Raw genomic sequence first — 24,854 nt, 5'->3', positions numbered from 1 at the left:
AATTCGCTTCCTTCTTGGTTATCTAAACCCGCATTGGAATCTCGTTGGAAAATTTTAAGTGCATTCTCTTTTCCTAATGTAAATACCGATCTTTCCTTGGTTTTGACCGATGACGAATCGATTCGCGAATTAAATCGGGTCCGCAGAGGAAAAGATTACGCAACGGACGTTCTTTCGTTCCCATTAACTTTTGATCTGACTCCTTGGGAACTTCCCCCCCGGAAAAAAGAAAACTTCGGTCCTATCTTAAGCCTAGGAGAGATCGTGATCTCTTGGGAAACTTGTAAGACCCAAGCAAAAAGTATAGGTCATAGTGAAGAAGATGAATTTTTCAGATTATTCGTGCATGGTTTTTTACATTTGATCGGTTACGATCATGAACGAGGAGAAAAAGACGAGGCTCTAATGAAGGAGAAAGAGGATCTATGTCTGGATCTAATCCTGGGGCCTTAAGAAAAACCACCGGTATCGTGATGGAAAGCCGCATCCTTCCGGAAGGAGATGCATTCTTGCGACTTCTACCGGAAGATGGAGAAGTGGGAAGTTTTCGAGTCAAAGGGATCAAAAAAAGTAAAACAAGACCCATTGCTGCAGTGGAACCAGGATCATTAACGGTCTTAGATTATTATTTCACACAAGGACGGGAGACCTTTAACGTAAAAGAGATCGGTTTAGTCAGAAGATTCGATAAGGCAAAAACAGGGTATTCAGGAACCGTTTTGGTTTCGTATCTAGTGGAATTAGTCTCTTCTTTTTTAACGGAAGGAGGCTCTCACCCGTTGGAATATAAACTTCTTCTGGGTGCCTTAAAAGAATTGGATGAAGACGGTTATAAACCAGTGTTTTTGCCTTTTTTCAAGCTCAAACTATTGTATGTGGGCGGGTTTTTATCAAAGGAGATGGAATGTGCAAGCTGTGGAAAAAATCTCTCGGAGATACAATCCTGCAGTTTGGACGAGACACATTTCGAGATCGTATGCGGGGAATGCGGAACTCCTAAACCGGACAAGTTTGGACTCGTATTATTCGTTCAAGATTGCCTTGCCTTAAGATACAGGGACCTAAAGGACAAAAAGATTTCCCTTGAACTCCTGAAGGAGGCGGATAGCTTAAGCAACCGGGCCTTAAAACCGCTTCTTGGAAAAAGACTCAAATCGGAACCTATGTTGTACGAATCCTTAGGGGAAAATCTTGGATAAACTTTTTAAAACCGCATTTTTAATGATCTATACTGTGGGTCTGATTTTTCTGATCGTTCTTCAGGAAAGATGGGGGAAAAAGGATTTTCCACCTCGTCCCGTAATAACCGAGGTTTCCAGGTGCCAATATCTTGAATGTATCCTCAGGGAGAAAAATCTGGTCCTTGGGGCCCTGGATAAAAGTTGGAAATTGATCGGAAGCAAGAGATTGTTTCCGGATTGAGATGATGTCCCCTAAAAAATAGGAACTACTGCAAAAGATAGAATGAAAGAAACGGATACTCTTAAACAACTCGTTTTAGAAGCTTTAAAGGAAGGAGTAAAACTCTATTGCGAAAAGGAAGCGTCTAATGTTTCTTTTTCCGATCTTAGGATCCGAATAGAATATTCCAGAGAGGAATCCTTTGGAGATTATTCCACTTCTTTTGCTTTGGAAAATTCCAAACTTTTAGCTAAAAAACCTTTGGATTCGGCAGCACTTCTGGTAGGTTATCTGCAAACAAGAACGGATCTATTCGAGAAGGTGGATTTTACTCCTCCGGGCTTCGTGAATTTTAGGATCTCTCCTTCCTTCCTCATCCGTTTTCTAGAAAACACGGTCCAGAAAAAAGAACTATTTCCTAAATTAAAAAATCCTAAAAAAATAAATTTGGAATTCGTAAGCGCGAATCCGACCGGACCTTTGAATATCGTATCCGCAAGAGCTGCCGCTACCGGAGAAGCTTTTGCCAATCTGCTTAAAGCAGTCGGACATTCGGTGGATAAGGAATTTTACGTGAACGATTACGGGAACCAGGTGTTTTTGCTTGGTGTTTCCACAATGGTGCGTATTAGAGAGGCTCTGGGAGAATCTTCTTCCATCCAAGAGAATGCTGAGGATGGAAGATCCATTGAAGAGTTACTTTCCGACAATGTGATCCCAGCGGAGGGATATAGGGGAGATTACCTTAAGATCATCGCTAAACAATTATTAGAAAATCGCCATAGGGAAAAAGAGATCAAGTCCCATCTGGAAAAAAAGGAATATTCCGCTCTTGCGGAAAAATGTTCCCGCTGGACCGTGGAGTCCAATCTGGTTTGGCAAAAAAAAGATTTGGATCTATTCGGAGTAAACTTCGATCGATTTTTTTCGGAAACCACACTTCACGAATCTGGAAAAGTTTTAGGAGTGCTCGAAAACCTAAAAAAGTCCGGCAAAGTTTTTGAAGAAGAAGGGAAACAGGTCTTTAAATCAGAGGATTATGGAGACGATAAAAATCGTGTGGTTGTTCGGGATGATGGACGTCCTACATACCTTCTCGCAGACATAGCTTATCATAATGATAAAATTTCCAGAGGTTACGAGAAGATCATAGATATATGGGGACCGGACCATCACGGATATATCGCAAGACTTGCGGGTGCTGTTCAGGCGTTAGGTTATCCAAAGGAAAATTTCCAAGTGATCATCGCCCAACAAGTGAATCTTCTTATGGCCGGCCAGAAGATGAAGATGAGCAAACGTGCGGGAGAATTCCAAACAATGGAAGATCTGCTCGGATATTTGGGAAAACATGCCAAGGATGTTGCACGCTATTTTTTCACGATGAGATCCTTGGATTCCCCGTTGGATTTCGATCTAGATCTGGCAAAGGACGAATCGGATAAAAATCCCGTATTTTATTTACAATATGCTCATGCGAGAGTTTGTTCCATCTTCAGGGAAGTAGGGAATAACTCGGATGCAAACGCATTAAAAAATCTTGAAATGACGGAAGAGAGAAAACGACTTCTTTTCTGGATCTCTCGTTTTCCGGAAGAGGTTTTGGATGCCGCGGCCACCTTGGAACCGCATCGGATCGCGAATTATCTCCAAAATCTAGCAAGAGCTTTTACGCAATTCTATATCGCAAAGAACAATAGACTGAAAGATGCCGATGAGTCTACAAGACTCGGACTGGCAAGGATTTGCCAAGCTGTGCGTGTCGTACTGGCCGAAGGTTTGGCTCTACTTGGAGTTTCCGCCCGCGAAAGATTGGAGAAAGAAGAGTGAATTCTCCTAGGGTCACTGTCATTTCCACGGGTTCGGAGCTGACTGCAGGAAGAAGCCAAGATACGAATTCGTCCTGGATCGCAAACGAACTCTTTGGACTCGGATATTCTACTGAAAAATTCCTGGTATTACCCGACGATCCTAAACTGATCCGAAAAGAATTACAAAATTTGGCTCTTGGAGCTTCGAAAGAAAATCCGGTCCTTCTTGTGATGACCGGTGGTCTTGGACCTACTGAAGACGATTATACTTTAGAAGTAGTATGCGAACTTACTTCTTCTCAACCAGTTCTGAATGAAAAGGCGAATGACAGGCTCCAAGCATTGTATCGTCTTCGCGGAAAAGGATTCCAAGAGGCGTTAACCACGGCATTACGCCAAGTTTCCATTCCTTCTAATTCCACCGCTCTGAATAACTCTGTAGGAATTGCTCCGGGATTTTGGTCGGAGCTCCAACCGGGAGCGTACCTGGCCTGCATGCCCGGGGTCCCATCCGAGATGGTGACCATGTTTAAAGAGGAATTAGTTCCCCTGATCCAAAAACAATTTCACTCTGGTGAATTATATTCGGATTTTCTCTTTATCTGGGGAATGAGCGAGTCCTTATTCCAACAGGAATTTATAATAGATATCGAGCCTTTGAAGAATGGAAAAGCAGTCTGGGGCGTTGCCGCCAAAAAAGGATTTATACGAGTTACTTATCAGTCTGAAGACAAAAATTTAGTCCAAGAACTCATCCAAAAGACCAAAGAGAAATATCGTGGACTTTGTACGGGGGACTTATTCGAGGAATTTCCTAAACTTCTCTTAGAAAAAAAACTCACCATCGGAACGATCGAAAGTTGTACGGGCGGACTCGCTGCGAAAATACTTACAGACCGTGCAGGTTCTTCGGAATACTTTTTAGGTTCCGTGGTCAGCTATTCCAATTTGATCAAAGAAAATCTAGTAGGGGTTAAAAAAGAAACCCTAGAAGCTCATGGTGCGGTGAGTGAGGAAACTGCAACAGAGATGGCGGATAAGGGAGCAATGCTTCTCGGGACAGACCTTGCGATTAGCATCACGGGGATCGCTGGCCCTGGTGGTGAAACTCCTGCAAAAAAGGTCGGGACCGTATTTATAGGAATCCATATCAAGGGTGAAAAAACGGAAGTGAAGGAACTCTTTCTCCCTTTTAAGAGAGAATTGTTCCGAGAAGTAGTGGCCGCTACTTCTCTTTATCTAATGTACAATCGATTGAGGAAACTTGTATGATCTCTAAAATTTTGGCCTTAAGTTTTGTGCTATTTTTAGGGTTTTATTATTTTTTAGGAAATCCGTATGAGCCTGCGAGAACGGTACAAAAAACCTGGTACTGGAATAAAGAATCTAAGCTTGCCAGCTTTCCTGACCCGCGCAGTGATTTCGATCCAGAAAAAACCATCAACGGATATAAAACCAAAACTTCTTATATTAGAATTCCTTGGGGAGAATCCATTCCGACCGACGATTCCCTTCGAATAGAATATCCACTGAGAGCCAAAGGATATTTAGCGTATAAAAAGATTGGAAATTCTGTAGAGTTCTTTTCCGAATCAGGAGAACTTCTTTGGACCAAAGAATATAAAAGTTATCCTCGTATTCATCCGGATGGAAATCTTGTGCTCTTTTTGTCTGGAGATAATAACCAAGTTTTGGTTTCCGATATTAACGGAAATTCTTTGGGCGCTAAAAAATTGGACGGTAGATTTTTAACCGATGTCTCCTTTGCTCCAAAAGGAATTTCTAATGGAGAGACCGCGGTACTTTTTTCGGGCGGGGAATTATTCCTTTTGGACGGAAAGGGAGAAAAACTTTTTGAAGCTAAGTTAGGGGAGAAGGAACCTGTTTTTGCAAAAAGCCTTTCTATCTCAGCGAATGGTCAAAAACTCGCAGTTCATTTCCTGAAAAACAATAGAGACTTTATCCGAGTGTATGACAGAGACGGTTCCGAATCGGAAGAATGGAATTTAGGCCGTGTGATCCCGTATAAGGTAAATCTTGCAGTTTCGGATAATGGAGGGGTTCTCGCTGGCTTCTCCGATAAACTAACCTTATATTCCAAATCCGGAAAAGTAATCTTCGAAAAAAATCGCAACAAGGCACAATCAGTTTACCAAACGGTATTCCATTCGGGCTCTTGGTTTGCGGGTGAATGGGAAGGAAACTTATTCTTCTTAGATGAAGAAGGCAATATCCTTAAAGAAGAGAAGATCCGCACCGGAGAAAAGCCGTTTCGTTTTTATTCTTCTGGCCGCAAAGGAGAAGCATTCTTAGAAGGTGGGAACGATATCGTGCTTTATAGGGAATTGGTAAGATAGAAAAGTTATTTCCAAGTTGCATATTGGACTCGATTCGTACCGTCTACAGCAACGACCACGAATTTATCATTTCCATAAGCGATCCCCTTCCAAAAATTGTTTTCAGTTTGTTGGCGAGCTGTCCAGTTAATACCGTCAGTCGAGGTCATAATTCGATTTGTTCCGGTAGCGGCCGCTGCCATAAATAGCCCGTTCGCGTAATACACCTCGTACCATTCATTTTGTTCCGAAGCGGAGCGAGCAGCCCAATTGATCCCATCCTGTGAAGTCATTACTCTATTCGTGCCGGTCAAAGCAACCGCTACAAAAAGATTATGCCCGAAAGTAACAGAACGCCAATCGTTCGGTTCTGCTGCCGTGCGCAGAGTCCAGTTAATCCCGTCTGAAGAGGTTCCGACTCCGCCACTTGAGCTGACTGTCACAAATTTATTATTAGCGAACACCACGCTGCGCCAGGACTGATTTGCAGGTGCGGACCTTGGGGTCCAGTTGATCCCGTCCGGAGAAGTTTGAAATGTCGACCCGTCAGCCACTGCAATGAAAAGCCCTTTACCATAGGTCACCCAATTGTAATTTAGCGCAGGTATCGTTCTGCTCGTCCAGGATATCCCGTCGGGGGAAGTCATGACGCGGTTTGTGCCTGAATTCGCAACTGCCACATATAGGTTATTCGCGTAAGTTATCGATAACCATTGATTTGCCTGGGCAGCCGTCCTAGATGTCCAAACTTTGCCATCGGAAGAAGTCATTACTCGATTCGTGCCGTCTTGAGATAATGCAACAAATTGATTCCGAGCAAAGGTAATTGCCGCCCATACATTTGCTTCCGTTGCAGAGGCGCTTATGAATTCACCTAGTTTACAATTTTCGGGGTGGATTTCGCAATTGTTATTTGTGAGCAATAAAGCTGCTAATACTAGGTTGTTATTATCCTTATCGTTGCTGCAGGAAACGGTAAGTGTGTTCAAAAATAAGCTGAAAATTATTACTCGAGTTATATATAAGGATTTTTTCATGTTTAAAGTTCGCTACTTGAGTTATTAATGAATTACGACGATATAGTGTATCGTATTAGGATTAAAATAGAACGGATAAAATCAAGCCCTAAAGTTCGGAAGAATATATTATTTAATTTAACCCTGACTATAAATAGAATTAATTATTTCCCAAATGGTTCTCATCTCTGCGTGAAATTACCCTGCGCTTTTTCTTAACTCCGTGGACTCAGTGTTCTCCGTGCGAAAAACTCAAACCTCATAAATCGAAAGCGACTTATAACCCTTATTTGTTTGCTTGTCTAATAACGCGATAATTTCAGTTCGTCTGTCCTTCTCTATATTAAAGATCAACTGGTCCGAGATCTCTCTACAAATATATAAACCACGACCGTGAGAATCCGCAAGACCTGCTGGCAAACCCGAAGGACTGTCCACAGTGATATGCCTGTCTAAACGTTTTAGAATTTCTTTTTTGTTCAAGGAGCCGAAATGATCGCGGACTACTACAATATAAGAATTTTCTGCAATTCCATAGCCGATCTCAAAATAATCCGTCTCTGCGAGTTGTATATGTTCTAAAGGAACGAGAAGATCGCGAGAAGGAAGTTCATACTGGTATTTAGAATTTCCCTTGGAGTCTCTTGGAGCGCGGATCATGGCGTTGGAAGTGAGTTCTTCTAAAATTTGTTGTACAGCGTTAGGCGCTCCTTTTTCGATCAGGAATTTACCTACACGGTTGCAGATATAATTCCGATCCTTGTCGGAACTGATCTTGCGGAACACGATGCCGTTTTCCGGAGGGACTAAAAATTCCTCTTCTCTATCTCCTTCCAAGATCTTGAAATCCGGACCAAAATATTTTTCTACTCCGAAGATGTCCTTGTAGAGAAGTTTTTTGACCATGATCGTGATCAGATTGATGTCCAAGAAGGAATATTTAGGTATAATATTCCAGATATCGTGTTGGTAAGCGAAATTGATATAGTCGTTAATATTATAAGCAGTCATTAAGGAATACTGGACGGAAGGATATTCCTTTTGGATGGTCTTGATCAGATCCAACCCCGATTTCCCAGGCATACGTATATCCGTGATGACAAGATCTATATGTTCGTTAGAAAGTATTTTGACCGCTTCATCGTAATTTTCTGCATCGAAAACTTCGTAATCTCGGACCAGGATATCTTTAACCGCTTCCCGGATGGAATGTATATCTTCTACTACTAAGATACGATGATGGGACAATTTAGTTTCCTTTTGGTTGTACTAAGGGAAGAGAAATTTTAAATCTGGTCTTTCTATCGTAAGAACGAACTGTTAATTCTCCGGAATGTTCCCTAACGATGGAATGACAGATAGAAAGTCCGAGGCCTGTTCCGATTCCCGACTTATTTTTGGAGAAGAATGGAGAGAAAATTTTATCCAGCATATCTTCCGGAATCCCGCCCGCGGTATCTTCCACAAAAATATGCATCATATTACGAGTGCGTCTAACCTCTACTTTGATCTTACCTTCTCCATAATCGTAAGCTTGTAGGGAGTTTTTGAAAAGATTAATAAACAATCTTTCCATCTTAACCGGATTGAATTGGAAGGTCATACCCGGTTCGCTTAAAATTTCCCATTCGGTGTTTTTCGAAAGAACAGGGTAGACCCAGGTGACCGAGTCCTTGGCCTTCATGATGGTTTCATGAATATCTGCATTGGTTGTGACTAGTTTATCCGGTTTAGCAAAACTGATCACATCCAAAACGATCATTGCGGCACGGGTAAGATCCTCTTTTATCATCTCTAATCTTTTCCGAAAAAAAGCAGGATCCATGCTGGACAAATTATTCATTAAATTCTGGAGAGTGAGGCTCATTCCTGTGAGTGGGTTATTCAACTCATGGGCCACACCGGAGATGAAAATTCCTAAAGAAGCAAGGTTACGGATCCTCAGATTTTCCTCATCTTTTTCTTTGATACGAGTGATATTACTGATCTTCTCTACAATCGAAACTATACTTCCGTCCTTTCGGATCGGGAAAAAATCCAGGTATAACGTTTCTTTTTGGTCGTTCGCCACATGAAAGATCTCGCGCCCAACTTCTCCCTTTCCTTCAAATTGTGCGTCGAAGTCGGATTCATTCTCATGATGATCCTTCATTGGACAGTAAGGACAAACTGCAGTACGATTGTATAGAACCTCGTAACATTTTCTGCCCAAGGTAGAAGGAAAATCAGGCTCTCTAGAAAATTCAAGAGTGGCCTTGTTTACACGACGGACCCTAAAGCCCGAGTCTATTAGAACTAGGGGCTCCGTGATTCCGTCCAGAATTGCTTGGAGTTCCTCCGCTCTTTCGTGGAGGTTTTCCATTAGGGATGACATCCGGATCAATATTCTAGGGATTCTTTATAACTTTGCAGTAATTTTTTTTGATTTCTGGAAGAATGTTGGGCCTGCATTTCCTGAAGCCTTAGAACGTGCACAAAAAAATCTTCGATCAGTTTTAAGTAAAATTCTTTCTTAAACTCGGATCTATCCCGGTTTACCCCCTCATCAGGTAGAAAATTCAGAGGATATTCCGCCTCTTTACCGTTCCGGTCCGCATAAATCACAAGATCATCCACATTATTATCCAAAGGAGTATTATCGGTCATTCGGATCATGATGGTGTCTTCTGCGGAATAATTTGCGGTTTTGATTTCCGATACCACCTTGGAAAGGGTGGATCCGTTAAATTCCAGAAGAATGGATTTTTCTTCCGCTCTTTCTATCCCACCCGGGTTAGGGGATTGGGTGACTGAGAATTTCGTGATCTTCACACCTTTACGGTTCGGATAATTTCCCACCCATGTTACCAAGGTCCCGATGGGGAGGGCATCCATTCTTTCGAATTTTAAAAGTTCTCTGGCAACACTCAAACTTTCATAGGCGCGCAAGATGCGTTGGTTCAACATTTGGGTAGAAGAAGTGTTGGAATTTGCCTGGGATTTTGTCCCATCCTGGTTTTGGGCGTTTATGGAAAGAAACGAAAGAAGAAGGACTAGAAGGAAGACGGCTTTAGGAGCCGCCTTCGTAGAAGAATCAATATTACGGTTTAGATTGCGCTGGAGTTTCGGTACTTGGAGCGGTAGTAGGCGCAGTATCTTGGGCATTGGTCCCTCCTTGGTTGCCCTGTGCCTCTTCCGCACCAGGTGGAGGAAGGATCTCAGGCGTTGGAGTGGTATTGTATCCACTAGACTTCGCAAAAAGGAAAGAAAGAATCAGGGACAATGCTAAAAAAGTGAGTCCGGCAACTCGCGTTGCTTTAGTCAAAACGTCCGCAGTAGAGGAGCCAAAAACGGATTGGCTTGCGCCTCCACCTAGAACTCCACCCATTCCTCCTTTGCCTGTTTGGATCATAACAAGAAGGATCAGAAATAGACTGACAAAAACAAAAAGAACAAGGATGGTTCCGGTGATAAATCCCATAAGTCGAATTCCTAAAGGTAAAAAGGTATGTTTTTTGGCGAAATAAACCGCTTTAGATCCAAATTACCGCCAAGCCCTAGGCTGACAAGCCGTTTAGTAGTTTCCTAAGCGGCTTCTAAGCTAGCCGGCAGTAATTAGAATAAAGCTAAGAAGCTTTCCAGTTTCTGGCTGGCCCCGCCTACGAGCCCTCCATCTATGTCTGCTTGGGAGAGGAGTTCCTTCACGTTATCGGCTTTTACGGAACCTCCATACAGAATAGGCATAGCATCCGAGATTGTTTTCCCATTTTGGAATAATCCCGAAATTTCTTTTCTAATAAATGCGTGGGCTTCCTGGGCTTGAGCAGGAGTTGCAACCTTTCCTGTTCCGATGGCCCAAACAGGTTCGTAAGCCACCCAAATGCGAGAGAATTGGTCGCTTTCAATCGAACCTAAACCTTCTTGGATCTGTTTTTTCAGGACCTCGAAAGTTTTTCCGGACTCTCTTTCCGCCAAGGTTTCTCCCACACAATACACTGCAGTAAAACCGTGTTTTGCAAGATAAGAGATCTTTTGGTTACAGAATAAGCTGGTCTCTCCTAAAAATTGTCTTCTTTCGGAATGGCCTACAAGAGCAAATTTGATGCCTAGTTCGGAAAGTTGGTCCGGACCTGTCTCACCTGTCATAGCAGTTAATGGAGCAGGGTAGATATTTTGGGCCCCGACGGAAATTTTCGAATTTTCTAATATTCTGGCAACTGAAGCCAGATGAATGGAAGAAGGAAATACAACCGCCTTTTTATTATCCGGGAGAGAAGAGGACTTTTCCTTTAGGCCGCTTGCAAGAGCAATAGCCTCCTTTTCGGAAAGATTCATTTTCCAGTTACCTGCGATAATTTTAGGGCGCATATATATTTCCTTTGATTCGTTTTAGGTTTTTTCTTTCAGAAGGGCCACAACTCCAGGGAGTTTTTTTCCTTCTAAAAATTCCAAGGAGGCTCCTCCTCCGGTAGAAACGTGAGTGATCTTATCTTCCACTTTCGCCTTATTGATCGCTGCGATGGAATCTCCACCACCAACTACAGTTCTAGCTTTGGACTTAGAAACCGCTTTTGCGATCGCCATGGTACCTGGTGCGAATTTGTCGAATTCGAAAACTCCCATTGGACCGTTCCAAACGATCGTAGCCGCATTCTTAATTACTTTTTCGTAATTTGCGATCGTTTTAGGACCGATATCCATTCCCATCCAACCGTCTAAAATTCCCATCTTGTCCACGGTTTTGGTCTTTGCATTCGCATCGAATTTATCTGCGATCACATGATCCACAGGAAGTTGGAAATCCACGCCTGCGACTCCGGCTCTTTCTATCAGTTGAAAAGCTTCCACTTCGAAATCTTTTTCTACTAGGGAATTTCCTACCGGGATCGCTCTGGATTTAAGGAAGGTATACGCCATTCCTCCGCCGATCAAAATATGATCCACTTTTTCGATCAGGTTTTTGATCACGCTGATCTTAGAAGAGACTTTAGAACCTCCGATGATTGCCACGAAAGGTTTTGCAGGGCGGGAAAGAAGAGAAGAAAGTTCGGTGATCTCTTTGTACATCAACAAACCTGCGAAAGCAGGCAGAAGATGTGCAATTCCTTCCGTAGAAGCGTGGGCTCTATGAGCCGCACCGAATGCGTCGTTTACGTAAACATCAGCAAGAGCAGCCAGGCTTTTTGCAAAAGCCGGATCGTTTTCCTCTTCTTCTTTATGAAAACGTAAATTTTCCAGGACTAGGATCTCGCCGTCCTTTAGTTCTTTGGAAAGTTTTACCGCATTCTCTCCGATTACATCTTTGGAGAATATTACGGAAGTTTGAACTAGTCCTTTAAAAACTTCGTAAACAGGTTCCATAGAATATTGCGGATCCGGTTTACCTTTAGGGCGTCCGAGGTGACTTGCGATCACTACGCGAGCGCCTTTTTTTACCAATAGTTCTATTGTAGGAAGTGTTTTTTCAATTCTAGTCTTGTCGGAAACTTTACCGTTTTCCAGAGGGACGTTAAAATCGACCCTCAGAAAAACTCGTTTCCCCTTGACGTCCTCGTTTTCGAGTCTGGGTAATTGCATCGATTAACCTTTTTTAGCCATATAACGGATCAGGTCTAAAACTCTATTAGAGTAGCCCATCTCGTTATCATACCAGGAAACTAATTTGAAGAACCTGGAATTCAATTCGATACAAGCATCCGCATCAAAAATAGAAGAAAGAGTGGAGCTTAAGAAATCGTTAGAAACAACCATCTCGTCCGTATAACCTAAAATTCCTTTCATGGAACCTTCGGAAGCTTCTTTCATTTTTGCGGAAATTTCTTTTAGGCTAGTCTCTTTGGTAGTTCTAACGGTCAGATCCACAACGGAAACGTCCGGTGTAGGAACTCTGAAAGACATACCGGTAAGTTTTCCGTTCACTTCAGGAATACAAAGGCCGACCGCTTTTGCTGCTCCTGTAGAGGCTGGGATGATATTTTGCATAGCGCCTCTTCCGCCTCTCCAGTCTTTTTTAGAAGGACCGTCGACGGTAGGTTGAGTAGCGGTAGTTGCGTGGATCGTGGTCATCAGACCTTCTTCAATTCCGAAATTGTCCAGAACGACTTTAGTGATCGGAGCAAGACAGTTCGTAGTACAGGAAGCGTTGGAAACCACATGATCCTTACTTGGATCGTATTTCTCGTTATTTACTCCCATAACGAAAGTAGGGATGTCCTTGTCTTTTGCAGGAGCAGAGATCACCACTTTTTTCGCTCCGGCTTTGATATGTTTTTCAGCGCCTATACGATCGGTAAATAAACCTGTGGATTCGATCACATAGTCCACTTTCAGATCTTTCCAAGGGAGTTTTTCAGGATCTCTTTCGGATACGCAGAGAACTTTTTTACCATCTACGATAAGTGCGTCGTCGGTATGCGAAACGGTTCCGTTAAAACGGCCATGAGTAGAATCGTATTTTAAAAGATATCCTAGGTTGTCCGGAGTTACTAGGTCGTTGATTGCTACAAATTCAATATTTGGGTCTTTGATCCCGGAACGGAAAACCAATCGGCCGATTCGGCCAAAACCGTTGATAGCGATTCTTGTCATTTTCTTCCCTTTATTTCCTTAATGTTATTTGATAAAACAGGAGCCTTTGGCTCTTCAAATACATGTTTTTATAACAAAACCATCCTGAAAATCCGTTTTTTTGGTGTTTTGGTTCGCACAGAGGGCACTGAGATCACGGAGAGAGTTCATTTTTTAACTCTGTGTACTCCGTGTGCTCCGTACGAAAAGAAGGGACTTGGGGTTAAAATACCTTGCCTATGATCTTTTCGAATGGCAAAGGGCCGAAATCTCTGGAATCCACGCAGTCATCACGGTTATCGCAAAGTAAAAAGTAATTTCGATCTTCTACCGTTAGGTTGGAAAGATTGTCTCTAGTAGAATACGTGCCTGAGAAGGCCGGTCTTGCGTCCTTGAATTGTAAGGAGAATGTGGACTTTTCCTGATCCTCGGAGATTCCGTTTCTGTAAAGTACCTTGTCCTTAATGGAGATCTGGTCTCCCGATTTTCCCATGATCCGGACCAGGACCACTTTTCCTTTTTGTGTCGGATGTGCCACTAAGATCACATCGCCTAAAAACAGGGAGGAATCCCTGACGAAGCGGGAGATATAAATTCTTTTTCCTTTCGGAAAGGCAGGAGACATCTCTTCCGTTTCCGGGACGAAGGGAAATACGAACCAGATCCGAACCGCGGTCGCAAATAAAAATCCAACCACAAGAGAGATCGAAAGTATCTGAACGAATTTCTTTCTATCGAATTTTTTTTCCTTCTCTCCGAACTCTTTTTTCAGCGGGAACATTATAAGGCTAAGGTATGAATGTGCAAAAAAAGGTCAAAGTAGATTTTATTCAGGTCAAGGCCTATATGATAAAAAGATTTTTTTGTTTAATTACTCTCCTTAGATCCCGGAAATAGAAAAAGTTGTATAACTCATATAAAGAGAAAACTCGCTGCTAGTCTCAGCGATATCTTCGGAATAAGATCCGTAATTTGCACTTGTGCGGTTCTTGGAATACGATAAGATAGGATTTCGATTTAGGAAAAATATATGCAAGAAGTTCATTTGGCCGGAAATATTTTAGAATATATGGGCAAACATCCCTCGTTACGAGAGGGAGTTTTTCTAGCGCCTGGCTCTTTGGTAGTGGGAGATGTGCTGATCGGAAAAGATTCCTCTATCTGGTTCCAAACTTTGGTCCGAGGAGACGTAAATTATATTCGGATCGGAGAAAACGTAAATATACAGGACATGACAGTGGTCCACGTTTCCAGAAACACTCATCCTGTTGAGATAGGTAATCATGTTTCCGTGGGGCATAGAGCGGTTCTTCACGGATGTAAACTAAAGGATCATTCTTTTGTGGGAATGGGTGCAATCATAATGGACGGGGTAGAGTTGGGAGAATACTCATTTGTGGCGGCGGGGGCCATGGTAACTCCGGGTAAAATTATTCCACCGGGAGTGATGGTGATGGGATCTCCTGCAAAGATCGTAAGAGATATAACCGAAGACGAAAGAAATCTGATCGAAAGGACCGCTGCAAATTACGTCATGTATAAAAATAATTACCTGCAAGATCCATTCTATAGGATCAGTGGAGTTTAATTTCCAAAAATTTTCCTATACGTTTCGGGAACTTGCGGAATACTTTACTATGTGATCGAAACAAAAGCTCCGGGAGTTTATCTAAGAGGAACAGGGGTTATCGGTTGGCCTCTAGCTTCTTTGTTATTATTATTAAAGAATAAATTTGGCGGCTTCCAAGTATTTGTAGAACCATACAAATTACAAAAATCCGAAATTCCTCAGATACTTTCTCTGCTCGAAAAAGGTGGGGTCATCGTAGACGATGGAACAAACGGGGTCCGGGATTTTTTTCCGGAATGGATCTCCAAAGTGGACGCGCTGTCCCAGTCTCATGTCGTATGCGATTCTTCTCCCCCTGGAGTCGCAGACAAAAGAAAATCGGAATACTCCGAATCAATTTATGATCGGATCCAACTTTTTATCGCTCAGGGGAGTGAACATTCTTTTGGACCTCAATTTTTGTATCCGGAAAGTTCTCCGATCCTGGAAAAAAATCCTCCTAAGTTCATCCATGTTTCTACCTGCAATACTCACACATTAGCCGGAATACTTAGGCCATTCTACTCCGATAAACCCCAAGAGCTGAAAAACATCTTAGAAGAAGCCGATTTTTTTGTGATCCGAAGGGATGCAGACATGGCTAAGAACGATCCTCACGTTACCGGGCCATTGTTGGTTCTTCCCGAATCGGAAACAGGTACACATCATGGAAGATTATTGAACGAAGTATATGCGGATCTTGGGTTTAAGATTAAATTGGGATCTTCTTCCGTAACGATCAATTCTCCCTATATGCACTTGATTCGTTTTCATCTCCGCTTAAAGAGGGAGATCACGAAAGAATGGTTGGTTTCCAAGATAGACAACGATCCGTTTTTAAGCACAACCGAGCTTGTTTCCACGAACTCCATTTTCTCATCCGGAAGAGATCGCGGATTGTACGGACGAATATTCTCTCATGCAGTATTTCCACTTTCTGCCTTGGAAGTGAACGGCAAAGAAGTGCGAGGATATGCGGCCACGCCTGGAGACTCTAACGTACATATTTCCAGCATCTATGCGGTTTATAAAGGTTTAGGGCTTTCCTGGGGGCCGGAAACAGAGGCCTTTTTAGCAGGAATTGTCTTGAAAGAAGTTTAAGCCATCATAGAAATATCCGCACAGTTTTGATCTTTTTTCATTGATCGCATTTGATATAGTGAAAAAGATGTTTAATATATTGACAAGTTCACAAAAATCCAGCTGAAAAGGTAGGAATTCCTAATGAAAGCAAATAATATCTTAGAGACGATCGGTAATACTCCCCATGTAAAAATCAACCGACTCTTTGGATCTAAATACAATGTATATTCTAAATTAGAGCGTAGCAATCCAGGCGGTTCTATCAAGGATCGTATCGCGCTTTCTATGATCGAGGACGCTGAAAAAAGCGGAAAACTCACTAAGGATACGGTAATTATCGAGCCGACTTCCGGTAACACAGGTATCGGTTTGGCTCTGGTCGCTGCTGTAAAAGGATACCGTTTGATCCTGGTTATGCCCGAGTCTATGAGTGTGGAAAGAAGAAGAATTATGGCAGCTTACGGCGCCGAATTCGACCTGACTCCTCGTGAAAAAGGAATGCCTGGAGCAATCGAAAGAGCGAAACAATTAGTTGCGGAAAATCCAAAAGCTTGGATGCCACAACAGTTCGAGAACGAAGCAAATATTCAAGTTCACATCGAAACTACTGCGGCCGAGATCCTGAAAGATTTCCCTAATGGAGTGGATGCTCTTATTACAGGAGTAGGAACAGGCGGACATATCACTGGAGTTGCTAAGGTTTTAAAGGAGAAGTTCCCTAAAACCAAAGTATTCGCAGTCGAGCCGGAAGCTTCCCCTGTAATTTCCGGAGGAAAACCGGGACCACACCCAATCCAGGGAATTGGAGCAGGATTCATTCCTAAAAACTTACACACCGATCTACTCGACGGAGTAATCCAAGTTTCTAAGGACGAGGCTTTCCAATACGCATTACGTGCAGCAAAAGAAGAAGGAATTTTCTTAGGAGTGTCGTCCGGTGCGGCTTTAGCGGCGGTCGCTAAAAAACTTCCTGAACTTCCGGAAGGATCTACGGTTCTTACCTTCAACTATGATACCGGTGAAAGATATCTTTCTATAGAAGGACTTTTCCCAGTTCCTTCCAACGGTTAAGAATAGAATACAATCTATCTCTTTTAAGATCCCGGCGGTAAAACGTCGGGATTTTTTATTTTCACAGAACATATCGCACAGAGCGCACGGAGTTCACAGAGAGGTTTGTAAGAGTAAGTTCGTACAATACCTCTGCAACCTTGTGTCTCTGGATGAAATCTCGTATCTTAAAACTCTCCGTGGCCTCTGTGTCCTCCGTGCGAACTCTTATCGTTTGAGATAAAAGTATCTAAATTAATTACTTGCGTTTCAAATTAAACCGAACATCTGTGCGAAAAAGCGGGAAAATAAAAAGTTCGATACCAAAGGAAAAAATAAACAAATGTTCAACCGTTTGAGAATATTAAAACAAATTAATAGGTTAGATGCAGAGAAGGATGCACAAAAGATCGTATTCCTTTCGGGAAGTTACGATTTTCCTCAGGATGTGGAGATCTCGCTCGCTATTTCATTTTTTAGGACATTCGCGATCCCTTCTATTTCTAAAATATTAAATACCACCAAACGATTCGAACTAGCAGGACAAAAAAGATACGATGATACGGCGTTGATCCTCGCTGAATTTATAGAGAATGGACTGGACAGCGAAAGAGGAAGAGAGGCAATGAGAAAGCTGAACCAGATCCATAAAGAATACGATATCAAGAATGAGGACTTTTTATACACTCTCACAACTTTTATTTTCGAACCGGATCGTTGGAATCGAAAGTTCGGTTGGAGAAAGAGTACTGAAAAAGAAAGGTTAGCCAATTTTTATCTTTGGAAGCGGATCGGAAAAATGATGAATATCAAAAATATTCCGGAAACTTACGAAGAAATGTTGGAGTTTAATCTAAATTTCGAAAAGGAAAATTTCCGCCGCACTCCTGACTCGGAACAAGTTGCGCTTGCGACTATGAAAATTGCTTCCGCCAGAATTCCTAAGATCCCCGGTTTGGAATATTTAGTCTATCATGCGGTTTATTCTCTTATGGACAAACCGCTCAGAGACGCAATGGGATTTCCCAAACCGAATCCGATCGTTGCCGCTTTTACCTTTGCGGTTTTGAAATTCAGGGCATTCTTCTTACGATATTTTTGGCCGCCACGAAAAACACCTTATTACGTGACCAAACGAAATAACCCTACCTATCCGAACGGATATTTGATTGAAGAGTTAGGACCACATTAGAAAAATACGGAAGGACCGGAATTCCGGTCTGTTCCCAAATGTCAGTCCTCGTACTTGTAGAATCTCCTACCAAAGTAAAAACTATCTCTTCCTATTTAGGCAAAGAATACAAGGTGCTCGCCACCTACGGACATATTTTGGATCTTCCACCGGATCGTATCGGGATCAAAATTGAAAAGGATTTCGAACCTGAGTATGTGCCACTTAAGGGGAAAAAGAAAGTTTTATCTTCCATTTTAAAAGAAGCAAAGTCGCATTCCTCTATACTCATCGCAACCGACCCGGATCGAGAGGGAGAATTTATCGGATATATTCTGGCCCAAAAATTAGGGAAGAAGGTAAAAATCTCCCGGATCCGCTTCCAAGAAATACAGAAGGAAAAAATTTTACAGGCAATCTCTGAACCGGATGAGATCGATCTATACTTGGTGGATTCCCAAAAAGCCAGGAGGATCTTAGATAGGTTGATCGGATACAAGATCAGTCCATTTTTGTGGAGGGCAGTCGGCGGAGAAGGTCTTTCCGCAGGAAGAGTACAATCGGTCGCACTCAAATGGATCTGCGAAAGAGAGGAAGAGATCCGTAACTTTATTCCGGTCACTACCTGGCTTGTTTCCGCAACCGCGTTTTATGGATCCGGAGAAAATGAAAAAGTCGTTTTTTATCCGAAAAGAGAGGCATTTGCCACTCAAAAAGAAGCTTCCGAATTCCTAAATTCTATATTAACAAAAACGAAAATTTTGCGGATCACCGAAAGAAAGGAAAAGCTAGGAGAAACACTTCCTCCTCCACCTTTCACGACCGCAACTTTACAGCAAGAAGCCTTTCGGGTCTTAAAATTTGCCGCTTCCAAAACAATGAAACTCGCCCAGGAATTGTATGAGGGAACGGATCTTGGAAAAGGAAAATCCCAAGGACTCATCACTTATATGAGGACTGACTCGGTCCGGATCGGAGAAGAAGCAATCGGAGCCATCCGTAAAAAGATCGGCTCCAAATTCGGTCCAGAATTCGTATCGGATAAGGCCCAAACTTATAGGCTCAAAAAAACAAAAGGGAAAACGCAGGATGCTCATGAAGCGATCCGACCTGTAGATATATTTTTAGAACCTTCTTCCGTATTCGAAATTACAGATCGAAATCTCAGTAAGGATTCCAAAAAATTATACGAACTGATCTGGAAAAGAGCAGTCGCTTCGCAAATGAAACCGGAGGCTTGGAAAAGATTAGAATTTGTAGCAAACGGCGGTGGAGAAGTTTGGGAAGGAGGAAAACTTTTTAGTATAGATCCAGGTTATAAAAAAATCTATAATGTAAGTGCGGACCTTCTTCCGACTTGGAAAAAAGGAGAAACTCTAACTCCTGATTCATGGGAGATCCAAGAAAAAACGACGGAACCGCCTCCCAGATTTACGGAGGCAAGTCTTGTCTCCAAGCTGGAAAAAGAAGGAATAGGAAGACCTTCCACATTCGCTTCTATCCTGGAAACGTTATATAAAAGAAAATACGTATATTCCGAAAAAGGAAAATTATATTCGGAGACTCTAGGAGAAAAAGTGAATGCTTTCTTGCAGGCTGCCTTTGCAGATCTTTTCCGGGAAAAATTCACTTCCGAAATGGAACAAAAATTGGATTCTATCGCGTCCGGTGAAGAAAGTAGATCCAAGGTTCTTTCCGAATTTTATTCCATCCTGGATTCTCAATTAAAAAAAACGAATATAATGGAGATCAATAAGCAGCTAAAGGAAAGACCGAAGACACCCAAATACGGTATTTGCCCAGTATGTAAAGAAGGGGAGAGGGTTCGAAAAAAATCCTCAAAGAAAAAAGAATATTATATATGTTCTAGATTTCCGCAATGCGATTACGCGGAATATTTATAGGGTTCGCACAGAGCACACCGAGTTCACAGAGAATAAATGTTGTTCACAAAGACCTCCGTGTTCTTTGTGATCTCCGTGTGAAAGTCTTGCTATTTCCTTTCAGTTACTGCTACCCAGGTGCCGTTCCTGTTTTCCGCTTCTACCTTTCGGTCGTATAGCTCGGAAAGTCTCGCTGAACTGAATGCTTCCTTGATCTCTCCTGAGAACAGAATTTTCCCTGATTTCAAAAGGGCTGCGTGCTCGTAAAAGGGCGGGATCTCGTCGATCCTGTGTGTGATATAAATAGAAGTGAAGTTTCGATTTTTCTTATATTCGTCCAAAAAATCTATAAATTCTTCCCTGGCGGTCAGATCTAATCCTGAGCAAGGCTCGTCTAAGATCACAAATTCGGGAGAAGTGCACATTGCTCTTAAGAAAAGTACCTTCTTCTTTTCTCCGGACGATAATGTTCGAAATAGCTGATTTCGTTTAGCGCCGAAACCGTTTTCTTCTAAAATTCGTTCCGCTTCTTTTTCTTCCCAAGCATTGGATTCTCTATAGAAACCGATGGTATGAAAAAAACCGGTAAGAAGTACGTCGTAAACGGTAAGACTTTTTTGGAGTGCGCTTTCTTGCTGGGAAGAATCCAGGATACCTATCTTATTCCGCAAGATCTGCAGAGGAGTTTCTCCGAACGTCTCACCGAAAAGATTGATCCTACCTGCGGTGGGCCAAACAGATCCATAGATCAAATTTACGAGAGTTGTTTTTCCTGCGCCATTACGACCCAAGAGCACCCAATGTTCTCCTGAATTGATCTGAAAATCGATCCCATCCAGAATAGGTGTCCCGGATCTATAAAACTTAATTCCGTGTAAATTGAGTAGATTATTGGATTCAGTTTTCTTCATTCGCGATCTCGTAGGCTTTTGCCAATTTTTCGCAGGTTTCTTCGAACTTTGCCTTATCGTCTAACTGGAATTTTTTTAGTATACTCGAATCGGCTGCATAATAGCTAGCTTTCTTATCCAGATAATCGCACATCATATTTGCCACGTATACGGAATCAACTAAATCCGTATAAATCGTGTTAGTCGCCATGAAGGCTCTATGATGGAATTCGATCATATGTACAAGGTCCGGTGGAAAATCCCATTTTCTAGCAAGCATTGCTCCCAAAGTGGGATGAGAAATACCAGTGGAAATTTCCTCTAAGATGGTGGAGTTGGAAAGGTCCCGATGCTTTTGGTAAGACGCCAGACGTTTGAATAATGTAGGATCCAATGAAAGCAAAATAAATTTTCCTAGATCATGGAGTAAGGCACCGACTGCTGCGATATCGGAAAGTTTTCCGAGTCCCGCTCTTTGAGAAACCTGTCTTGCGAAATAACTCGCGAGGTTGGAATGATTCCATACTTCCTGTAGTTTGGAATATCTGCCTTCCATGATTTTTCGCACACCTGAGACATACAAAAGATTTCGGACGTTCTTCAGTCCCACAACCTTAACGGCTTGGACGATTGTATTTACCTTATTCCTACTCGCGAAACCCGCAGAGTTGGAAAGTTTTAGAAGGTCAGCGCTAATAGCAGGGTTTCTTTCTATTTCGTTTGCAATCACTCCCAGATCCGAGTCAGGATTATTACAAAGATTGATGATCCTTGTTAGAGTATGAGGTAGTGGGGGAAGTCCATCTACTTCCGCCAAAATCTTGTCCTTGAGCTTGGTGGCCACATCTATTGGAACGATCTGTTTCGGGATCACTAAGGTCGCTCTTGTGATCTTGCCGTCTGTCTCTATCTTAAACTTATCTGAACCTATGCCTGAGTTTTTTAATAATAACTGTATGAGAACTAAACCGAGGCCCGCACTTTCTTGGCTATCCGCCATAGAAAGAAATGCATCGGAAAGATCATTGAACTTGCTTGCGGATTCTAATCTTGCTTTGATCCTTTCGGATTCTTGAGGCAGAAGTGCCACATCATTCTCTATCAAAAAGATCAGGTTTTGGTTCATGATCTTTGCTCGGAGACGAACGGAGAGATTGGAACCTTTGAGCACCTTCTCCTGTTCATCCCATTTATGAATGATATCTTCCAGAAAACGTTTCATCCCTTTATTATAATGAGATGGTTCGTTGATATTCAGCCCCTCAGTCAGAAAAAAAAGCCTTTTGGCGTTCGCTTTATTTGCGTTCATCAAAAGTTCTTTCAGAATGGTAGAAACCACTTCCGTGAGGAACAACCTATCCAAGTTCCCCAAAACCTGAAGTAGCAGAAGATAGATCTGCTGGTGATCCTCGTCCGAAATAAATCTATATTCCAGTTCGATATCTTTTCCGGATACGAGGGTTTCTGTGAGTTCGGTCGGATTCAGCATTCCCTCAAATTTGGGTCTAAACTCCCTTGTCGCAAGAAAAAAAATGCGCTCCATTCTTCCGATTGGGCACCTGTTTGTCCGGGGATAACCTAAAATATTAGATGGGGGCCGGAAATGGAGAAGGAGCCGAAAAATTCAGAACAAGGATCCGAAAAGATCGGAGAGGATTTACAGGAAGAACTGAGATTTTTTCTGGAAAATCGATTGGATGGGCTTTTGGACGAGGCGGAGAAGTTTCGGCAGACCAAACAATCGTACAGTAAGACCCGATCCAAGTTTTTGAGAAAGGAATTCAATCCCGAAAAAAACCAGGGATTTTTGCCATTTCTTTATTCCATTTCGAATAGGCGGGAGGGGAACCGGGAGGAGCCGGAGTCTAAAGTATCAGGGGATGAGTCTTGAAATGGGAGCTTCCCCAGATTATTTTCTCATTAGCCAAATAAAGATGGACATTTGGATGGAACGATTCATGGTAGAGGCGAATGGATAGCGACTTCTTCTTCGAAGAGGCTCCTGAGGACTCGGAGAGTCGAGATATCTTAGATATCATGGACTCCTATCGGTACATGAACTCCTCTTACTTTTTCGATTTTATATCGGATGGTAGATGGGATCATGGAAAAGGTTGGGTGGAGAAAAACATCGACCGAGGACAGTGGACCACAAGATTCGTTCCGGGCAGTATTGACCGTTACCAAAGGCCAGGATCTGGTCAAAGTCCCTGAGCACAAAAAGGACCCTTTTTCGGGTCCTTTTTTATTATACAGATACGAGAGTAACTCTCGATGGGACGGGTATTGGTTCTCCGTCTTTTCTCAATCCTTCTAAATGAAACTCTATTGCTTCTTTGATTCGTTTTGTAACTTCTTCTTCTGTTTCTCCGACCGCAACGCAAGCCTGTCCAGTGCTATTTTCATATTTAGATTTCACGCGAAGCCCTAAGGAAAGTAGTTATAAATTTAGAAATAAGGATCTTTGCGTTCTTTGTGCCTTGGCGTGCCTAAAAAATTAGAAAGTTTCGCACAGAGGGCACGAAGCACACAGAGGAGCGGTTTTCTAGGAAATCAAATATACATTTTCTCTCGTGATCTCTGTGTTCTCCGTGCGAACCTAAAATAAAAAAGGACCCTTTCGGATCCTTCTTTCATACTGAGATTATTGTTAAGAAATTATTCTTAGTTCACCAGTTTCAAGCCGTTGATGTCTATGATCTTACGATAGACTAATTTGTTCTTCTCTTTTTGAGGATTGAAGATCAAAACAACAACCTTGTTAAAAGTAAAATATCCGGGACGATACTCCGTGTAATGATGAGAGAAGATCGTGGATTTGTATTTAGCATTGTAAATAGTATAAGTGTGTTTACTTAAAGTATCGTGCTTTTGTTTTTGCAGATCTTCCGCAGTTTGAGGCACAAAATTACTGATCAGTACTTTATCCTTCGTAGGACCTTCTTCGCCGTAAAGAACGATAGGAAGTGCATCCTTTGGATTGTTGGTAAGGTAATGAACTAACTCGTCCAGATTCGGGTTTGGGAATTTTACTTTTTCTCCTCTCGCGATCTTTTCGTCGTAGCTCTTCTTGATATCTCCGAATCTCTTCTCCCCCCAAACATTCTTATTATCCAGTTTTGCAGGAACTAAGTTATGGAAGTTCACCACTTTTGTGTTTTCTTCCGCATCGTATTGTCTCCATTTAGGGAAGGGGACTAATTCTCTGCGATCGTCCACTTTCGAAAGAGGAGTTTCGTTTACCGCTAAAATATAAACGGAGAAGTTTGCCGCATCGAAGTCTCTATTCTCGAGTTCCACCATTACGTCCATGAACTCGCCTTTTCCGTTATCCGCATGTCTACGGAAGAAGGAAACTTCTTTGACTAAGAGTCTATCGTCGTAATATGCGAGTGGATAGTATTCCACTCCTTCGGAACCTTTACTTTCCTTTTCTGCGTTGTTTTGGCCGGAGATGCCATTTCCAAAAAGGACGAATAATAGGATAAAAGAAAATTTTGCGACGGATTTCATGCGTTTATTGTCCCAGTACGGTTCTTCATATTGAATATCGACTTCTCAGCCCCGAAACTTAGCCGTTACTTCTTGTTTTTCCTCAAAAAATGAGAAGAATTCCCAGAATGATGGAAAACCGATCAGATTCTATCCGGGGTACAAATTTAGTCCAGCGGTTTAAAGTTGGGGAGAAAAGCCTAGGGAATTAGGCTTTTTTGATATGGTTCTTTTCGTCAACGAGAACGACTTGGGGTTTGTAACCTTTTGGCAGGTCCTTTTCTTCCAGGGATCCGTAGGAGATGATGATTACTTTGTCTCCTTTCATTCCAAGACGGGCAGCAGCGCCGTTCAAACAGATCTCTCCGGAACCTCTTTTGCCTTCGATCAGATATGTCTCGAATCTGGACCCATTGTTCACGTTTACAACGGAAACTTTTTCGTAAGGGAACATTCCGGCGGCGTCTACTAAATCCATATCAACCGTCAGGCTTCCCTCATAATTAAGGTCCGCGTCGGTTACGGTGGCTCTATGGATCTTACCTTTGCAAACAGTGATGAGCATT

At 42.4% G+C, this 24,854-nt stretch carries 26 protein-coding genes; 12 read left to right on the top strand and 14 right to left on the bottom strand.

Annotated elements, in window-relative coordinates:
* Positions 1-33: 33 nt before the first annotated feature.
* The 5 genes from ybeY to AB3N61_RS10720 all read left to right on the top strand — a co-directional run bounded on the left by ybeY (position 34) and on the right by AB3N61_RS10720 (position 5,569).
* Positions 34-453, top strand: a complete 420-nt coding sequence (gene ybeY / locus AB3N61_RS10740) for an rRNA maturation RNase YbeY (protein ID WP_412758411.1) — start codon at positions 34-36, stop codon at positions 451-453.
* Positions 426-1,199 carry a DNA repair protein RecO gene (gene recO / locus AB3N61_RS10735; protein WP_367897561.1) on the top strand — a complete coding sequence of 258 codons (774 nt, stop codon included), beginning with the start codon at positions 426-428 and terminating at the stop codon, positions 1,197-1,199. The genes ybeY and recO overlap by 28 nt, the downstream gene beginning before the upstream one ends.
* A 265-nt stretch (positions 1,200-1,464) precedes the next feature.
* A complete protein-coding gene (gene argS / locus AB3N61_RS10730; protein WP_367897560.1) occupies positions 1,465-3,231 on the top strand; it encodes an arginine--tRNA ligase in 1,767 nt (588 codons plus the stop codon).
* On the top strand, positions 3,228-4,484 hold the full coding sequence (locus AB3N61_RS10725) for a nicotinamide-nucleotide amidohydrolase family protein (protein ID WP_367897559.1): 1,257 nt from the start codon (positions 3,228-3,230) through the stop codon (positions 4,482-4,484). Before argS ends, AB3N61_RS10725 begins: the two co-directional genes overlap by 4 nt.
* Positions 4,481-5,569: a hypothetical protein gene (locus tag AB3N61_RS10720; protein WP_367897558.1), complete on the top strand. Its 1,089-nt coding sequence runs from the start codon at positions 4,481-4,483 to the stop codon at positions 5,567-5,569. The genes AB3N61_RS10725 and AB3N61_RS10720 overlap by 4 nt, the downstream gene beginning before the upstream one ends.
* 5 nt (positions 5,570-5,574) lie before the next feature.
* Here the strand turns inward: AB3N61_RS10720 and AB3N61_RS10715 are convergent, their stop codons facing one another.
* The 9 genes from AB3N61_RS10715 to lepB all read right to left on the bottom strand — a co-directional run bounded on the left by AB3N61_RS10715 (position 5,575) and on the right by lepB (position 13,891).
* On the bottom strand, positions 5,575-6,585 hold the full coding sequence (locus AB3N61_RS10715) for a hypothetical protein (RefSeq protein WP_367897557.1): 1,011 nt from the start codon (positions 6,583-6,585) through the stop codon (positions 5,575-5,577).
* A 231-nt stretch (positions 6,586-6,816) separates the two neighbouring features.
* A complete protein-coding gene (locus tag AB3N61_RS10710) occupies positions 6,817-7,812 on the bottom strand; it encodes a response regulator transcription factor (RefSeq protein WP_367897556.1) in 996 nt (331 codons plus the stop codon).
* A 1-nt stretch (position 7,813) separates the two neighbouring features.
* Positions 7,814-8,938: an LIC_12097 family sensor histidine kinase gene (locus AB3N61_RS10705; protein ID WP_036090326.1), complete on the bottom strand. Its 1,125-nt coding sequence runs from the start codon at positions 8,936-8,938 to the stop codon at positions 7,814-7,816.
* Between the two features lie 5 nt (positions 8,939-8,943).
* Complete coding sequence (gene lenA, locus AB3N61_RS10700; RefSeq protein ID WP_367897555.1) at positions 8,944-9,708, bottom strand: endostatin-like outer membrane lipoprotein LenA; 765 nt, start codon at positions 9,706-9,708, stop codon at positions 8,944-8,946.
* Positions 9,644-10,024, bottom strand: a complete 381-nt coding sequence (secG, locus tag AB3N61_RS10695; protein ID WP_367897554.1) for a preprotein translocase subunit SecG — start codon at positions 10,022-10,024, stop codon at positions 9,644-9,646. Before secG ends, lenA begins: the two co-directional genes overlap by 65 nt.
* Before the next feature lie 134 nt (positions 10,025-10,158).
* The gene (gene tpiA / locus AB3N61_RS10690; RefSeq protein ID WP_367897553.1) at positions 10,159-10,911 is read right to left on the bottom strand and encodes a triose-phosphate isomerase; all 753 of its coding nucleotides are present in this window, start codon (positions 10,909-10,911) and stop codon (positions 10,159-10,161) included.
* Between the two features lie 21 nt (positions 10,912-10,932).
* Positions 10,933-12,120, bottom strand: coding sequence for a phosphoglycerate kinase (locus AB3N61_RS10685; RefSeq protein ID WP_020770774.1), 1,188 nt, complete (start codon positions 12,118-12,120; stop codon positions 10,933-10,935).
* Between the two features lie 3 nt (positions 12,121-12,123).
* Entirely contained in the window at positions 12,124-13,131 is a 1,008-nt protein-coding gene (gene gap, locus AB3N61_RS10680; protein WP_020770702.1) for a type I glyceraldehyde-3-phosphate dehydrogenase, read from the bottom strand.
* 202 nt (positions 13,132-13,333) lie between these two features.
* Positions 13,334-13,891 carry a signal peptidase I gene (gene lepB, locus AB3N61_RS10675; protein WP_367897552.1) on the bottom strand — a complete coding sequence of 186 codons (558 nt, stop codon included), beginning with the start codon at positions 13,889-13,891 and terminating at the stop codon, positions 13,334-13,336.
* Positions 13,892-14,140: 249 nt separating this feature from the next.
* On the opposite strand from lepB, the gene AB3N61_RS10670 reads away from it, so the two are divergent.
* The 5 genes from AB3N61_RS10670 (at position 14,141) to topA (ending at position 19,927) form a co-directional block, all read left to right on the top strand.
* Positions 14,141-14,698, top strand: a complete 558-nt coding sequence (locus AB3N61_RS10670) for a gamma carbonic anhydrase family protein (protein ID WP_367897551.1) — start codon at positions 14,141-14,143, stop codon at positions 14,696-14,698.
* A gap of 51 nt (positions 14,699-14,749) precedes the next feature.
* Positions 14,750-15,820, top strand: a complete 1,071-nt coding sequence (locus AB3N61_RS10665) for a hypothetical protein (protein ID WP_367897550.1) — start codon at positions 14,750-14,752, stop codon at positions 15,818-15,820.
* Between the two features lie 123 nt (positions 15,821-15,943).
* Positions 15,944-16,873: a cysteine synthase A gene (gene cysK / locus AB3N61_RS10660; protein ID WP_020770710.1), complete on the top strand. Its 930-nt coding sequence runs from the start codon at positions 15,944-15,946 to the stop codon at positions 16,871-16,873.
* Between the two features lie 322 nt (positions 16,874-17,195).
* The gene (locus tag AB3N61_RS10655) at positions 17,196-18,044 is read left to right on the top strand and encodes an oxygenase MpaB family protein (protein WP_367897549.1); all 849 of its coding nucleotides are present in this window, start codon (positions 17,196-17,198) and stop codon (positions 18,042-18,044) included.
* 38 nt (positions 18,045-18,082) lie between these two features.
* Complete coding sequence (topA, locus tag AB3N61_RS10650) at positions 18,083-19,927, top strand: type I DNA topoisomerase (RefSeq protein WP_367897548.1); 1,845 nt, start codon at positions 18,083-18,085, stop codon at positions 19,925-19,927.
* 89 nt (positions 19,928-20,016) lie between these two features.
* Here topA and AB3N61_RS10645 read toward each other — a convergent pair whose 3' ends face one another.
* Positions 20,017-20,817: an ABC transporter ATP-binding protein gene (locus AB3N61_RS10645; protein WP_020770812.1), complete on the bottom strand. Its 801-nt coding sequence runs from the start codon at positions 20,815-20,817 to the stop codon at positions 20,017-20,019.
* A complete protein-coding gene (locus AB3N61_RS10640) occupies positions 20,804-22,285 on the bottom strand; it encodes an HDOD domain-containing protein (protein ID WP_020770626.1) in 1,482 nt (493 codons plus the stop codon). The genes AB3N61_RS10645 and AB3N61_RS10640 overlap by 14 nt, the downstream gene beginning before the upstream one ends.
* 114 nt (positions 22,286-22,399) lie before the next feature.
* Here AB3N61_RS10640 and AB3N61_RS10635 point away from each other — a divergent pair, with 114 nt between their 5' ends.
* Positions 22,400-22,687: a hypothetical protein gene (locus tag AB3N61_RS10635; RefSeq protein ID WP_020770764.1), complete on the top strand. Its 288-nt coding sequence runs from the start codon at positions 22,400-22,402 to the stop codon at positions 22,685-22,687.
* A gap of 80 nt (positions 22,688-22,767) precedes the next feature.
* Positions 22,768-23,010, top strand: a complete 243-nt coding sequence (locus AB3N61_RS10630) for a hypothetical protein (RefSeq protein WP_020770807.1) — start codon at positions 22,768-22,770, stop codon at positions 23,008-23,010.
* Positions 23,011-23,044: 34 nt separating this feature from the next.
* Here the strand turns inward: AB3N61_RS10630 and AB3N61_RS10625 are convergent, their stop codons facing one another.
* The 3 genes from AB3N61_RS10625 to panD all read right to left on the bottom strand — a co-directional run bounded on the left by AB3N61_RS10625 (position 23,045) and on the right by panD (position 24,853).
* Positions 23,045-23,215 (bottom strand): type II toxin-antitoxin system HicB family antitoxin, encoded by a 171-nt coding sequence (locus AB3N61_RS10625; protein ID WP_367897547.1) that lies wholly within the window; start codon positions 23,213-23,215, stop codon positions 23,045-23,047.
* A gap of 245 nt (positions 23,216-23,460) precedes the next feature.
* Entirely contained in the window at positions 23,461-24,309 is an 849-nt protein-coding gene (locus AB3N61_RS10620) for a hypothetical protein (protein WP_367897546.1), read from the bottom strand.
* A gap of 187 nt (positions 24,310-24,496) precedes the next feature.
* Positions 24,497-24,853, bottom strand: a complete 357-nt coding sequence (panD, locus tag AB3N61_RS10615) for an aspartate 1-decarboxylase (protein WP_020770793.1) — start codon at positions 24,851-24,853, stop codon at positions 24,497-24,499.
* Position 24,854: the final 1 nt, after the last annotated feature.

The organism is Leptospira sp. WS58.C1 (assembly GCF_040833995.1).
In the GTDB taxonomy this organism is placed as follows: Bacteria; Spirochaetota; Leptospiria; order Leptospirales; family Leptospiraceae; genus Leptospira_B; species Leptospira_B cinconiae.
This window is presented reverse-complemented; position numbering and strand designations above follow the sequence as displayed.